The organism is Comamonas sp. JNW, assembly GCF_003105075.1.
Lineage (GTDB): Bacteria > Pseudomonadota > Gammaproteobacteria > Burkholderiales > Burkholderiaceae_C > Comamonas > Comamonas squillarum.
In genome coordinates, this window is sequence record NZ_QETI01000019.1 from 1 (window position 1) to 12,461 (window position 12,461).

Genomic DNA, 12,461 nt, shown 5'->3' on the forward strand with positions numbered 1-12,461 from the left:
CGCAGCGCATCGGCCATGGCCGAGTTCAGCACCGGCGCTTGGCCTGAAGGGCGCTCGCGGCGCTCCTGCTTGGGCTGGCGACGCGTATCACCGCCCGCTGCGGGCGCTGCCGCAGCTGGTGCCGGTGCGGAAGCATCAGAAGAGGTGGGGAGGGTCGGTTCGGTCATAAACAGAGGCTGGCGCAGAAAAAAGTGCAGACCCGCCAAGAGCAGCTGCACCGGTAAAAAGCAAAACGCCCTGGATCACCCAAGGCAAGACTGCAAGTATAACGAATCAAGCCCATCGCCCGGTAAGCAGCTGCACACCGCAGCAGGGCTTTAGAACGGACGCAGACAAGGCCAGTTGCGCGCTTGCATCGCGCAGCCAGGCCACCCAGCAGCCCCGGCTTTGTCCTTTGTCAATAAGTGCCCGGATACTCGCCCCCATCGATCAGCCAGCTCTGCCCGGTCACATAGCCGGTGTGCTGCGATGCCAGGTAGGCGATCAGCGCGCCGACTTCTTCGGGCTGGCCAAAGCGGCCTGCGGGGTTGGCGGCCTCGCGGCTTTGACGCACCTGGGCCGGCGAGCGGCCGCTTTGCTGGGCGAGCTTGTGGATGTGGCGAGCCTGGGCATCGGGGTCGAACGCGCCGGGCAGCACATTGTTGATGGTGACGTTGTGGCGCACCGTCTGGCGAGCCAGGCCCGCGACAAAGCCGACCAGTCCCGAACGCGCGCCGTTGGACAGGCCCAGCTCGGCATGCGCCGCCTTGACGCTGCGCGAGACGATATTGATGATGCGCCCATAGCCGCGCTGCTGCATGCCATCGACCACGCGGCGCATCATGTCGATGGGGCCGACCATCATCATGTCCAGCGCCTCGTGCCAGGTCTCATCGCTCCAGTCACGGAAGTCACCGGGCGGGTAGCCGTCCGAGTTGTTGACCAGAATGTCCGGCTGCGGGCAGGCAGCCAATGCCGCTTCGCGGCCCGCCTTCTTGGTGATGTCAGCCACCACATAGCGCACGGGGCGGCCGCACTCGGCCGACAAGGCCTGCGCCGCAGCCTGCAAGCTGCTTTCGGTGCGCGCGGCGATCACCACGTCCACCCCTTCCAGCGCCAGCTGGCGCGCGGCGGCATAGCCCATTCCCTTGCTGCCGCCCCAGACCAGCGCGGCCTTGCCCGTTAATCCCAGATCCATGGTGTGGTTCCTCAGCTTTGTTCGCTCAACTCGGCCACGGCGGCCGCTTCGTTCTGGAAGATGAAGCTGTCGCTGTAGATCTTGTCCAGCGCCGCGCCCGACAGCGCCATCAGCGCTTTCGCATCGGCAATCATAGAGGGCGATCCGCACAGGTAGATCGAATGCTCGGACAGGTCCTCGAAGTCCTCGGCAATGGCGTCCTGCACATAGCCACGCCGGCCGGTCCAGCGATCGGACGGGCGCGAGAGCACCGGCACAAAAGTGAACTCATAGAGCTGCCCGGCCCAGGCCGCGATCTCATCGAGCAAATACAGATCGGCCTCACTGCGCATGCCCCAGTAGAAGTGGATCGGCGGGCAGTCGGCATCGCCCAGCAGCGATTCAAGAATCGCCTTGATCGGCGCAAAGCCGGTGCCGGTGGCGGCAAACACCATCGGCTGGTAGTCCTGCGCGCGGTAGTAAAAGCTGCCGTGGGGCAGTTCCACCTCCAGCACATCGCCCACTGCCATCGTCGCCAGCAGGCCATCGGTAAAGCGCCCGCCGGCAATCCTGCGGATCTGCAGGCTGACGCGCCGGCCCTGCGGCGGCGTGGCCATCGAGAAGCTGCGGTACGCGCCACCGGGCAGGCAGATGTTCAGGTACTGGCCGGGCACATAGCGCAGGCCATGGTCCTCGGGCAGGTCGAGCGCCAGGTGGTAGATATCGGGCGTGTGCATGCGCAGCTCGGCCACGGTGGCCTGCACGCGGGTGGGCGCGGAGCTGTCCGGCCCGGTCGCGATGCTGATGACCAGATCGGACTGCGCCCGGGCCTGGCAGGCCAGCGCATAGCCCTGGGCGTGCTCCTCTTCACCCATGGCCAGCGGCAGCTCGCCGTCGGCATAGGCAAACTCGCCCTCTTCGACCTTCATGCGGCAACTGCCACAGCCGCCAAAGGTGCAGTCATGGGGCAGCGCCACGCCCTGGCGCGTGGCGGCGTCAAGCACCGATTCATCGGCACCCACGTCAAACGATTGCTGCGTCTGCAGCCACTGTACGCGGTAGTTCATCGCAGACCTCGTGCGCTATGCGCTGGTAGGTTGGTGCTTATTTCTTGATATCGGCCTGCACCAGCACATCGGCGGTGGCGCCCAGGTGGTCTTTCAGCGCCTGCAAGGCAGCCACGCCACAGGCGGTGTCCTGCTCGCCATTGCCGCCCGACAGGCCCACGCCGCCAATCACCTCGCCGTTGACGACGATGGGGTAGCCGCCAACGAAGACCGCAAACTTGCCCTCAAAGCTCCACTGGATGCCAAAGGCCTCGTTGCCCGGCAACGCCGGCCCGTTGGGCAAGGTGTTGAACAGGTGCGTGGAGCGCTTGTGTCCCGCTGCCGTGAAGGCCTTGTTCCAGGCGATCTGCGGGCCGGTGACGCGGGCGCCATCCATGCGCTCGAGCACCAGCGGAAAGCCGCCTTCGTCGGTGATGCAGACCGTCTCGGTCACGCCAATTTCCTTGGCCTTGGCCAGCGCGGCCAGGGACATCACACGGGCTTCTGCCAGTTCCAGTTTCAGTGCGCTTTTCATCGTGTTTCCTCTTGCAGTCAGGGGTTCAGATACCGCGGTAGACGGTCTTGATCTGGGTAAAAAATTCCAGGCCGGCGCGGCCGGACTCGCGGAAGGTGGAGGTGCTGGAGTTCTTCAGCCCGCCAAAGGGCGCATTGACCAGGTTGCCGGTGGTCGTGCGGTTGATCTTGACGGTGCCCGCCTGGATCTCGTTGGTGAACACATGCATGTAGCGCGGGTTCATCGTGACAATGCTGGCCGACAGGCCGTACTGCGAGTCGTTGGCCTGGCGCAGCGCGTCGTCAAAGTCCGCGACTTCGATGATCGCCAGCACCGGGCCGAAGATCTCCTCCTGCGCAATGCGCATGCTGTTCTTCACATCGGTGAACACTGCGGGCGACAGGTAGTAGCCATGGTCGAACTCGCCGCCGGTGAGCCGCTCGCCGCCGCAGAGCCAGCGGGCCTCGCTCTTGCCGATGTCGATGTAGCGCTGCACGGTCTGCAGCTGCTTTTCCGTCGCCAAGGGGCCCAGGTCCATGCCCGGCGCCATGCCGTTGCCGATCTTGAGCTGGGACACGCGCGTGAGCAGCTTGTCGGTAAAGGCCGCCTTGACGCTGGGCACCACCAGGATGCGGCTGGTGCCGGTGCAGGCCTGGCCGGTGAGCGAGAAGCCGCCCTTGATCGCCAGGTCCACCGCCAGGTTGAGGTCGGCGTCCTCCATCACGATCAGTGGGTTCTTGCCGCCCAGCTCCATCTGCAAGCGGGTGGACAGGTGCACGGTGCGGTGGATCTGGGTGCCGGCCGTCGTCGAGCCGGTGAACGAGATCGCGCGGATGGCCTGCGAATTGGTGATCACCGGCCCCACCTCGCCAGCGCGGCCGGTGACGCAGTTGACCACGCCTGGCGGTACACCCGCCTGCTCCAGCGCCTCAACCAGGCGCAGACCCGAGAGCGGTGCATCCGACGAGGGCTTGAACACCACCGTGTTGCCGGTGATCAGCGCCGGCGCCAGCTTGCGCGCCGGGATGGACGCGGGGAAGTTCCAGGGCGAGATCACCGTCACCACGCCCAGCGGCTCGCGGTGGCTGAACACATGCATATTGGCATCGTCCTGCGGGTAGGTCTCGCCGCCCAGGGTCTGGCCTTCGGTGGCATAAAAACGAAAGGTTTGTGCGCTGCGCAGAAACTCGTCGCGCGCCTGGCTCAGCTGCTTGCCCTCCTCGCGGGTCAGTTCCTGGGCAAACTGCTCCACGTTCTGCTCCAGGTAGCTGGCCGCATCGTTGAGGATCTTGGCGCGCTTGCCAATGGCCAGCTTGCGCCAGCCGTCAAAGGCCTTTTGCGCGGCCTGCACCGCCGCCTCGGCGTCAGCCGGGCCCGAGGCCTGAAAACGCCCCACCACATCGCGGGTATCGGCGGGGTTGAGGTTGTCAAAGGTGCTGCCCAGCAGGCAGGGCACCCAGGCGCCGTCGATATAGTTCAGAAACGTTTGCACGGTGTCGGCCATGGTCGGGAGGTCTTGGAGAGGTGAGGGGTCGGTCACAGCGGCGGCCGCCAGGGGCGCGCCGCTGCGCGGGGCAAAGGGGTGCCGCCAGGCTCAGGCGGCCAGCAGCTCTTCCTGCGAGATCTGCAGGTCCTTGGCGACATAGTCGTGGTAGAGCGCCGTCGTGTAGAGCAGGCGCATCTGGGCACCGATCTCGCAGATGCGCAGGCATTTGGCTTGCAGCTCGGGCGTGTTGGCGTGCTCGAGCACGATCTGGTAGCCGCGCTCGCCATGGATTTCGTCAGAGACGATGTGCAGGTCAAAGAACTCGACCTCTTCATCGGTAAAGCCGTACTTGTCACGCAAGGTGGGCGTCTGCTTGCGGTAGATCGACGGCACCTGCGACTCCAGGCCCACGACCAGGCCGGCCACCGCGACCACCGGGTCTTCGCGCATCGCAATCGCATAGCACCAGGACTGCAGGCCGCGTGTGGTGGGCGACATATTGTTGGGGTCCACGACGCGCTCGCGCGTCGTGCCGCAGGCTTCGGCAAAGCGGATCAGCAGATCGGTGTGGCGGTCGCCACCAATCTCCTCCTCATACATATTGGCCAGCAGAAAGTCCTTGGCCTCTGTCATATGGTCTGGCGTGCGGGCATACAGATAGCCCAGGTAGTCGGCAAACGGGCCTACATAGTGGTAGTGGTTCTCGGCCCAGCGCGCCAGGTGCTCACGGCTCAGGCGGCCTGTGGCCCAGGCCACGCTGAAAGGGGCCTTGTTGGCGCTCTTGCCCTTGATGGCATTTTCAAGCGCAGCGCGGAATTCGTCGCGGTTCATCAATGTGCTGGTCATGGCGGGTTCCTCTGAAATGTTGGGGTCGTCGCCCAAGTCAAACCGATCCAAGCGACGAAGTTAGAATACTGTATACAGAAAACATGGTCAATGTTTTCACACCCCATTCCGCCTCAGTGCTTACCCCTATTTCCAGCAAATCTCAGAGGTAAGCATCGTCTTCTCATAGCCACAATCCCTTGATGCTCCATCATTTTCAGGTGCGCCAATGCAGCCCCAATTCCCACTGCATCAGGTTATCCCTAATACATCCACAACATCCGTTTGTATACAGTATACGTAATTGCAATGCGGAGAAGCCCATGCCCCAGATCACCTTTCACAAGAACGGCCAGACCTTCCAAGGCGAGGTCAAGACCGGCGCCAACCTGGTGGTGCGCGCGGGGATCAAGCAGTTCCCCTATCCCCACCTGGCCTACCAGTGCGGCATGGGCAAGTGCGCCACCTGCGCCTGCAAGGTGCTGGCGGGGGCTGAGCACCTGCCGGCGCCGAACTGGAAAGAAAAGAAGCAGCTGGGCGCGCACCTGGACCAGGGCTTTCGCCTGGTCTGCCAGCTCTGGCCCGAGCAGGACCTGGAGCTGGAACAAGTGCCGCTGCCGGCCACCAACGCCGGCGCCGCCAGCGCCACCCAGCCCGTAGGCACAGCGCCCGCCACCCCTGCAGCCTGAGGAGCGCCCATGTTTGTGATCTTGACCAGCAAGCCCGGCCAGTACCGCACGCAGGCCAATGCCGACATCAGCCTGCTCGAAGCCTGGGACTACCACTTTTGCGGCCGCCTGCTGGCCCACTTTGCCGTGGGCGAGTTGCTGCGCGAGACCAAGGTCCAGGTGATCGAGGATGGCCCCGGCGGCACCACCAACCAGGTGCCATCCAAGTTTCTGGAGCGCTTTGACTCGCTGGAGCAAGCGCGTAGCGAGCTGCAGCACCTGTGCCAGTTCGGCGCGCTCGATGCCACCCTGACCCCGGCACCCCTCACCGCCCCGCCAGCCACCCCATCCGCTGCCTGATTGCCCCGTATGCCCACCATCACCTTTGTCAGCAACGACAACAAGACCGTCGAAGCCCCGGAAAACAGCAACCTGCTGCGCGTGTCGCTGCGCGAGAAAGGCGGCATCCCCTTCAAATGCGGCGGGGGCCTGTGCGGCACCTGTAAATGCCGCATCGAGGAAGGACTGGCCCACACCGATGCCATCAAGGCCAAGGAGCGCAAGCATTTCAGCGACGAAGAGTTTGCCGCCGGCCACCGCCTGGCCTGCCAGACCTTTGTCAACGGCGACATCAAGGTCAGCTGGGTGCGACCCGCATGAGTGCCTGGACGGCGATGGCCGAGCAGCTCTCCTGGGGCCGCTACCTGGCCATGGGCCTGATGGTGCTCGCGGGCGCTGCGATGCAGGGCGTGGGCGGCCTGGGCTATGCGATGTTCTGCGCGCCGCTGGCGGCGATCTTTTTCCCCGAGCTGGTGCCCGGCCCGCTGCTGGCCGTGGGCGCGCCGCTGGCCTTGCTGGCCTATCTGCGCGAGCGCGAGGCGCTCAACCACCAGGTCGCTGCCGCCACCTTGGTGGGCCGCGTCATCGGCACCTTTGCGGCCACCGGCCTGCTGGTGCTGTTCAGCACCCATGCGCTGTCCATTCTGTTTGCGGTGCTGATCCTGGCAGCCGTCTGCCTCAGCACCATGGGCTGGCGCGTGCAGCCCAGCACCACCAACCTGTCGATTGCCGGTGTGGCCAGCGGCATCATGGGCACGATCACCGCCGCCGGCGGCCCGCCGTTTGCGATTGCGATGCAGCACCTGGCACCGGCGACGATGCGCTCGACGCTGGGCGTGGTCTTTTTTGCCGGCACCATCGTCTCGCTCAGCGCGCTGGCCTGGGTCGGCCGCATGGGCAGTGACCAGTGGCTGCTCAGCCTCGTGCTGCTGCCCTGGATGCTGGGCGGTTTTCTCGCCTCCAACCGCCTGGCCCGCCATATCTCCAAGGCCACCATCCGCCGCTGGCTGCTGGGCACCGCCGCCGTCAGCGCCTGCATCATCCTGCTGCGCGTCTGGCTCTGAGCGCATTCCCCCACCAACCCATCACCCCACACACACCATGCTGCACATCACCGATGCCATGGTGGACACCCTGGTGTCCACCGACCAAGCCCTGCAGGCCATGCACCGCGCCTTTGCCGCCTTTGGGGCGGGCGAGGCAGCGATGCAAGCGCGCGAGCGCACCGATGCCGGGGGCGTCAAGCTGTCCACGCTGGGGGCCGTCATCCCCGCGCAAGGGGTGACCGGCGCCAAGGTCTACACCACCATTGCCGGCCAGTTCAACTTTGTCATCCTGCTGTTTTCCACCGAGACTGGCGCGCCGCTGGCCACCTTGGATGCCAATGCGATCACGCGCCTGCGCACCGCCGCCACCACGGTGCTGGTGGCCCAGCACCTGGCGCCCGCCAACGCGCGCCATCTGTTTTTGTGCGGCGCTGGCGTGCAGGGCCTCGCCCATGCGCAGCAGATGGTGCAGCAATTCGGGCTGCAGCGCATCGATGTGTTTGACCCCTATGCGCCCAGCGGCCTGGAAGCACGCCTGGCGCAGCTCACCGGTTTGCCCGAGGCGCAGATCCGCCGCGTGGCGCACACCCAGGGCGTGGGCGAGGCCGACATCATCGTCACCGCCTCACGCGCCAAAGAGCCGCTGTTCAACGGCGCGCATGTCGCCCCCCATGCGCTGGTCGCCGCCATTGGCTCCAGCCTGCCCCACACCCGCGAGCTCGACGATGCCTTGCTGGCGCGCGCGCAGCTGATTGCGGTGGAATGGAAAAAGCAGGCAACGAGCGAAGCAGGCGACCTGGTGCTGGCCGACCCGGGTCTGTCGCTCGCAGACAAACTGGTGGAGCTGGGTGATATCGTCAGCGGCCGCCATGCCGTCAGCGCGCAGCCGGGCCTCCGGCTGTACAAGGCCGTGGGCGTGGGTTTGGAAGATATTGCGCTGGCTGGCGTGGCCTACCAGAACTACCTGGCCAGCCAATCGTAAACGGGAAACTCAGGGCTCGATGCCGGCCGCGTTGTAGATATGGCGCGCGGCCAGCAGGCCGGCCAGCTCGGGATCGCCCTTGATCACGGCGCGCAGGATGGCGGCATGCTCTTCCCAGTTCTGCGGCGCACGCGCCTGGCTGCGCGGCGCAAACAGCACCTCGGTGCGGTCGCGCAAGGACAGCATCACCTCTTGCAGCACCGAGTTGGCGGCAATCTTGCCCAGCGCCAGGTGGAACTTCTGGTTCAGCACAGCCAGCACATCGCCATCGCCGGAATGGGCGTTCTTGGTGCCTTCGGCCAGCAAGGCCTCCAGCGCGGCAATCTGCTCGGGGTCATGGCGCTTGGCAGCCAGGCGTGCGTTGAGCGCCTCCAGGGTGGCGCGCACTTCGACCAGCTCGCGCAGCAGATCGCCATGGAACTTGGCAACCGAGGCACCGCGCCGGGGCTCGATGATCACCAGGCCGCTGGCCGCCAGCTGGCGCAAGGCCTCACGCACGGGCATGCGCGAGACGGAAAACTCCTCGGACAGACGCTCTTCCACCAGCCGCTCGCCCGAGGCCAGCTCGCCCGACATGATCTTCTCGCGCAAGGCCTCCACCAGCTGCTGGGTCAGCGGCGAGTGGTTGAGTCCAGGTTTTTTGTCTCCGTTGGCAATGGGCATGAAAGTCGGTCCGTTGGGTACGTTGCAAGCCCCAGGGCCAGCGCATTGGCTGCAATGCGCCGCTCAGGGTCGCGCCCAGTTTACATGCCCAGCCAGGGTTTGCAGCGTCTTTGCCTTGCCTTGTATACAGAAATCTGCGCTCAGCGCCGGGCGCGGCGGATCTCGGCCAATGAGCGCGTATCTTGCAGTGCCTGGGCCCACAGACGCCCCGGCTCCAGCTCGGCCAGGCGCTTGGCCTGCCAGCGCACAAAGGCGTTTTCCACCGCCGACAACCAGCCCAGTGATGCCGGCAGCAAGGCTTGGCGGGGCTCACGCAGTACCAGCAGATCGTCTTGCTGGGCAACCACAGAGGGGGAAGCAATGTTCTTCATGGAATAGCTCCTGGATAACCTAGTAATAACCCTAGTGTATCCAGTGTACAAATCCATGTCCTTGATCTGGGTCCATAACCCTGCACTATCCAAGCCTTTGATCCGTCTCGCAAATCCCCTAAAAAACGAGACTCTGACACCACCATAGCGCCAGGCATGCAAAAGCCTTCATCGCACAAATGTGCCCTGACATTTCCATTTTTGTATACGAAAACAGCTTTTTTTCACATTTAACCCGGGTTCATCGCATGTTGCAATGCAATATTTCTGGTATTCCCTGATGATTTTTCGCATCATTGTATTTAGTATACAAATTGGCTGTTTAAACATACCAAGGAGTAGCCGCGATGGATCCGTCAGTCTCTATAGGCCCTGCGCACTGGGCCTACCTCGCCGGGGTGCTGGTCATCATTGTGACCATGGCCTTCCGTGCCAATGTGGTGGTGCCATCGATACTGGCCACCGTCGTCGTCGCCTTCGCCTGGAGCGGCAGCTTCATCACCGGGATTGGAAGCATATTTGGTGCCAGCATGGTGGCGGCCAAGGAGCTGTTCAACATCTTTCTGATCATTGCGCTGATGACCGCCCTGCTCAACGCGCTCAAGGACCTTGGCTCGGACATCCGCATGGTCAAGCCCTTCCGTGCGGTGATGAAAAATGGACACATCGCCTATTTCATCCTGGCGCTGGTCACCTACCTGATCTCGCTGTTCTTCTGGCCCACCCCTGCGGTACCCCTGGTCGCGGCCGTGCTGCTGCCGGCAGCGATTGCAGCGGGCCTGCCGCCTATCGCAGGGGCGATGGCCATTGCGATTGCCGGCCAGGGCATGGCGCTGTCGTCGGACTATGTGATTGGCGTGGCGCCAGGGATCAGCGCCAAGGCTGCTGGCGGCATCAGTGCGGTGGCGGTGGGCGACAAGGCCTTGCTGCTGTCCTGGGTGGTGGGCATGATTGCGCTGTTCCTGTCGTACTTCAAGGTGCGCAAGCTCATCGTGCCCAGCGACAGCGCGCTGCTGGAGCGCTGGGAGCTCAACCCCGCCGGCATCGACGCGCAGATGGAAGGGGCAGGGCCCTACGACAAGGCCGAGATCGCCAAGGGCACCGCTCACGACGGCGACCTGGGCACCAACTCGGAGCTGGAAGCCGAGCTGCGCAAGACCCAGCCGCTGGCCTCGGCCTCCAAGCTGTTTGCCGTTGTCACGCCGCTGGCATTCTTGCTGGTGATTTTGGTGATGGTCGCGCCCAAGTTCACCAGCGCGGTGCCCGAGCTCAAGGGTGGCGATGCGGCCATGCTGATCGGCGGCGTCGCTGCGCTGCTGATGATCTGGGCCACCACCGCCGCCCGGGGCTTTCGCAAGATGCTCGACGGCGCAGCTGACCACATCACCGATGGCTTTGTGTTTGCGTTCAAGGCCATGGGCTCGGTGCTGCCGATTGCCGGCTTCTTCTTCATCGGCTCGGGCGAGACGGCTGGTGCCATCCTGGGCATTGCACCGGGCACCACGCCGCCGAGCCTGCTGTTCGAGCTGGTGCAAGCCGGCCAGCACCTGATCCCCGACAGCCAGCTGCTGGTCTCGCTGGGGGTCCTCATCATGGGCATGATCACCGGCATCGACGGCTCGGGCTTCTCCGGCCTGCCGCTGACCGGCACCATCGCCGGAGCACTGGGCCCGGCCTCGGGCATGGATGTGTCGGCCCTGGCCGCGCTGGGCCAGATGGGCGCGGTCTGGACGGGTGGCGGCACCTTGATCGCCTGGTCCTCGCTGATTGCGGTGGCAGGCTTTGCCCGCGTGAATGTGCTGGAGCTGGCCCGGGCGCTGCTGATACCGGTGGTGCTGGGCTTGCTGGCCGCAGTCTTCACCGCCGTGGCGCTCTGGGGCGGCTGAGATGGCACAGCTGCACCACCAAGGCGCGCCCGGCGTGCTGGGCCGGGGCGCGATGCTGGCCACCGGCCACCCGCTGGCCGCAGCGGCCGCGCAGGCCCAGCTGCAGCAAGGCGGCTCAGCGGTCGATGCCGCGATTGCCGCCGATGCGGTGCTGGGCGTTGTCGAGCCCATGGCCACCGGCGTGGGCGGCGACCTGCTGGCGATGCTGGTGCCGTCCGGCCAGGCGCCGCTGGCTTATAACGGCACCGGGCGTGCGCCCCAAGCTTTGACGGCGGCCCTGGTCGAGGCCCTGCCCCAGTGCCGCATCCCCGAGCGCCATCCGCTGTCCGTCACCACGCCCGGCGTGGTGCAAGGCTGGTGGGATCTGCACCAGCGTTTTGGCAAACGCCCCTGGGCGCAGCTGTTCGATGCCGCCGTGCAGGCCGCCAGCCAGGGCTTTGCGGTGGCCCCCGTTGCTGCCCGTGAATGGGCGCTGTTCCAGCCGGTGATTGCCCGCGATGCCGCCAGCGCCGCCCTCTACCGCGCCGATGCCCCGCCCCGCGCTGGCGAGCGCTTTGACAACCCGGCGCTGGCCCGCTTGCTGCAGGCCGTCGCTGCGCAGGGGCCGCAGGCCTTTTATGCGGGTGCCATCCCCACCGCTTGCGCCGCTGCGGTGCAGGCAGCGGGCGGCGTGTTGGCCGCTGCGGATTTCAGCGCCCACCAGGGCAACTTCTGCACCCCAGTGAGCACCTCGTTTCGCGGCGCCACCATCCATGAATGCCCACCCAATACCCACGGTGTGGCGGTGCTGCATGCGCTGGCTGCCATGCAGGACCAGGCCATCGACATGGCCAGCGCTGCCACCCAGGTCGCGCTGGTGCAGGCGATGGAGGCAGCGATGGCCCATGCCCAGCAGACCGTGGCCGACCCGGCCGGTAACACCGTCTGCACCACCGTGGTCGATGGCGATGGCCTGGCCATCAGCCTGATGAGCAGCGTGTTCAAGCGCTTTGGCTCGGGCATTGGTGTGGCCGAAGGCGGCTTTGTGCTGCAGAACCGGGGCCATGGCTTTTCGCAACCCGGCCATATCAATGGGCCGGCGCCCGGCAAGCGCCCCTATCACACGGTGGTGCCGGGAGCTGCCACACGCAATGGCCAATTCCTCGGCGTGTTTGGCGTGGTGGGCGGCGCCATGCAACCCCAAGGCCAGGTGCAGCTGCTGTGCCGCCTGCTGGCGGGCGGCGAGGCACCGCAGCCCGCGTTGAACCAGCCGCGCTGGCGCCTGGAAGGCGGCCGGGTGTTGGCGGTGGAGGCGGGCATGCCGCCCGCGATCACCGCCGCGCTGCGGGCCCAGGGCTACCGCGAGCCCAGCGGCGAAGGCGAGCTGGGGGGGCGCAGCGACTTTGGCGGCGCGCAGTGCATCTGGCGCCTGGCTGATGGACAGCTGTGCGGCGCCTCCGACCAACGCAAGGACGGCCTGGCGCTGGCCGTCTAAGCGCT

The 12,461-nt window shown here is 65.5% G+C and carries 14 protein-coding genes; 7 read left to right on the plus strand and 7 right to left on the minus strand.

The window, feature by feature from the left end; genetic code table 11:
• Positions 1-397 precede the first annotated feature (397 nt).
• The 5 genes from DCO45_RS20625 to DCO45_RS20645 all read right to left on the minus strand — a co-directional run bounded on the left by DCO45_RS20625 (position 398) and on the right by DCO45_RS20645 (position 5,048).
• Positions 398-1,177, minus strand: coding sequence for an SDR family oxidoreductase (locus DCO45_RS20625; RefSeq protein WP_116927570.1), 780 nt, complete (start codon positions 1,175-1,177; stop codon positions 398-400).
• A gap of 11 nt (positions 1,178-1,188) precedes the next feature.
• Positions 1,189-2,223 (minus strand): 2Fe-2S iron-sulfur cluster-binding protein, encoded by a 1,035-nt coding sequence (locus DCO45_RS20630; RefSeq protein ID WP_116927571.1) that lies wholly within the window; start codon positions 2,221-2,223, stop codon positions 1,189-1,191.
• Between the two features lie 37 nt (positions 2,224-2,260).
• On the minus strand, positions 2,261-2,737 hold the full coding sequence (locus DCO45_RS20635; RefSeq protein WP_116927572.1) for a heme-binding protein: 477 nt from the start codon (positions 2,735-2,737) through the stop codon (positions 2,261-2,263).
• Between the two features lie 25 nt (positions 2,738-2,762).
• A complete protein-coding gene (locus DCO45_RS20640; RefSeq protein WP_116927573.1) occupies positions 2,763-4,220 on the minus strand; it encodes an aldehyde dehydrogenase family protein in 1,458 nt (485 codons plus the stop codon).
• Positions 4,221-4,310: 90 nt separating this feature from the next.
• A complete protein-coding gene (locus DCO45_RS20645; RefSeq protein WP_116927629.1) occupies positions 4,311-5,048 on the minus strand; it encodes an iron-containing redox enzyme family protein in 738 nt (245 codons plus the stop codon).
• 302 nt (positions 5,049-5,350) lie between these two features.
• Here DCO45_RS20645 and DCO45_RS20650 point away from each other — a divergent pair, with 302 nt between their 5' ends.
• The 5 genes from DCO45_RS20650 to DCO45_RS20670 are packed head-to-tail and all read left to right on the plus strand — an operon-like array spanning position 5,351 to position 8,062.
• Positions 5,351-5,716 carry a 2Fe-2S iron-sulfur cluster-binding protein gene (locus DCO45_RS20650; RefSeq protein WP_116927574.1) on the plus strand — a complete coding sequence of 122 codons (366 nt, stop codon included), beginning with the start codon at positions 5,351-5,353 and terminating at the stop codon, positions 5,714-5,716.
• Positions 5,717-5,725: 9 nt separating this feature from the next.
• Positions 5,726-6,055 carry a ferredoxin gene (locus tag DCO45_RS20655; protein WP_116927575.1) on the plus strand — a complete coding sequence of 110 codons (330 nt, stop codon included), beginning with the start codon at positions 5,726-5,728 and terminating at the stop codon, positions 6,053-6,055.
• Between the two features lie 9 nt (positions 6,056-6,064).
• The gene (locus tag DCO45_RS20660) at positions 6,065-6,355 is read left to right on the plus strand and encodes a 2Fe-2S iron-sulfur cluster binding domain-containing protein (protein WP_116927576.1); all 291 of its coding nucleotides are present in this window, start codon (positions 6,065-6,067) and stop codon (positions 6,353-6,355) included.
• The gene (locus DCO45_RS20665) at positions 6,352-7,098 is read left to right on the plus strand and encodes a sulfite exporter TauE/SafE family protein (protein ID WP_232539478.1); all 747 of its coding nucleotides are present in this window, start codon (positions 6,352-6,354) and stop codon (positions 7,096-7,098) included. Before DCO45_RS20660 ends, DCO45_RS20665 begins: the two co-directional genes overlap by 4 nt.
• 37 nt (positions 7,099-7,135) lie before the next feature.
• Complete coding sequence (locus DCO45_RS20670) at positions 7,136-8,062, plus strand: ornithine cyclodeaminase family protein (RefSeq protein WP_116927577.1); 927 nt, start codon at positions 7,136-7,138, stop codon at positions 8,060-8,062.
• Positions 8,063-8,071: 9 nt separating this feature from the next.
• On the opposite strand, the gene DCO45_RS20675 is transcribed toward DCO45_RS20670, so the two are convergent.
• Both DCO45_RS20675 and DCO45_RS20680 read right to left on the minus strand, forming a co-directional pair.
• Entirely contained in the window at positions 8,072-8,725 is a 654-nt protein-coding gene (locus tag DCO45_RS20675) for a GntR family transcriptional regulator (protein WP_021024713.1), read from the minus strand.
• A gap of 140 nt (positions 8,726-8,865) precedes the next feature.
• Positions 8,866-9,096, minus strand: coding sequence for a hypothetical protein (locus DCO45_RS20680; RefSeq protein WP_116927578.1), 231 nt, complete (start codon positions 9,094-9,096; stop codon positions 8,866-8,868).
• A 347-nt stretch (positions 9,097-9,443) separates the two neighbouring features.
• Here DCO45_RS20680 and DCO45_RS20685 point away from each other — a divergent pair, with 347 nt between their 5' ends.
• Positions 9,444-10,982 (plus strand): hypothetical protein, encoded by a 1,539-nt coding sequence (locus DCO45_RS20685; RefSeq protein ID WP_116927579.1) that lies wholly within the window; start codon positions 9,444-9,446, stop codon positions 10,980-10,982.
• 1 nt (position 10,983) lies between these two features.
• Positions 10,984-12,456, plus strand: coding sequence for a gamma-glutamyltransferase (locus DCO45_RS20690; RefSeq protein WP_116927580.1), 1,473 nt, complete (start codon positions 10,984-10,986; stop codon positions 12,454-12,456).
• The last annotated feature ends 5 nt before the right edge of the window (positions 12,457-12,461 follow it).

Bases quoted from the DNA above. Each gene is read 5' to 3' on its own strand.
- DCO45_RS20690 (WP_116927580.1), top strand. From the start codon at position 10,984: ATGGCACAGCTGCACCACCAAGGCGCGCCCGGCGTGCTGGGCCGGGGC.
- DCO45_RS20645 (WP_116927629.1), bottom strand. From the start codon at position 5,048: ATGACCAGCACATTGATGAACCGCGACGAATTCCGCGCTGCGCTTGAA.
- DCO45_RS20640 (WP_116927573.1), bottom strand. From the start codon at position 4,220: ATGGCCGACACCGTGCAAACGTTTCTGAACTATATCGACGGCGCCTGG.
- DCO45_RS20680 (WP_116927578.1), bottom strand. From the start codon at position 9,096: ATGAAGAACATTGCTTCCCCCTCTGTGGTTGCCCAGCAAGACGATCTG.
- DCO45_RS20675 (WP_021024713.1), bottom strand. From the start codon at position 8,725: ATGCCCATTGCCAACGGAGACAAAAAACCTGGACTCAACCACTCGCCG.
- DCO45_RS20685 (WP_116927579.1), top strand. From the start codon at position 9,444: ATGGATCCGTCAGTCTCTATAGGCCCTGCGCACTGGGCCTACCTCGCC.
- DCO45_RS20650 (WP_116927574.1), top strand. From the start codon at position 5,351: ATGCCCCAGATCACCTTTCACAAGAACGGCCAGACCTTCCAAGGCGAG.
- DCO45_RS20655 (WP_116927575.1), top strand. From the start codon at position 5,726: ATGTTTGTGATCTTGACCAGCAAGCCCGGCCAGTACCGCACGCAGGCC.
- DCO45_RS20625 (WP_116927570.1), bottom strand. From the start codon at position 1,177: ATGGATCTGGGATTAACGGGCAAGGCCGCGCTGGTCTGGGGCGGCAGC.
- DCO45_RS20630 (WP_116927571.1), bottom strand. From the start codon at position 2,223: ATGAACTACCGCGTACAGTGGCTGCAGACGCAGCAATCGTTTGACGTG.
- DCO45_RS20635 (WP_116927572.1), bottom strand. From the start codon at position 2,737: ATGAAAAGCGCACTGAAACTGGAACTGGCAGAAGCCCGTGTGATGTCC.
- DCO45_RS20665 (WP_232539478.1), top strand. From the start codon at position 6,352: ATGAGTGCCTGGACGGCGATGGCCGAGCAGCTCTCCTGGGGCCGCTAC.
- DCO45_RS20670 (WP_116927577.1), top strand. From the start codon at position 7,136: ATGCTGCACATCACCGATGCCATGGTGGACACCCTGGTGTCCACCGAC.
- DCO45_RS20660 (WP_116927576.1), top strand. From the start codon at position 6,065: ATGCCCACCATCACCTTTGTCAGCAACGACAACAAGACCGTCGAAGCC.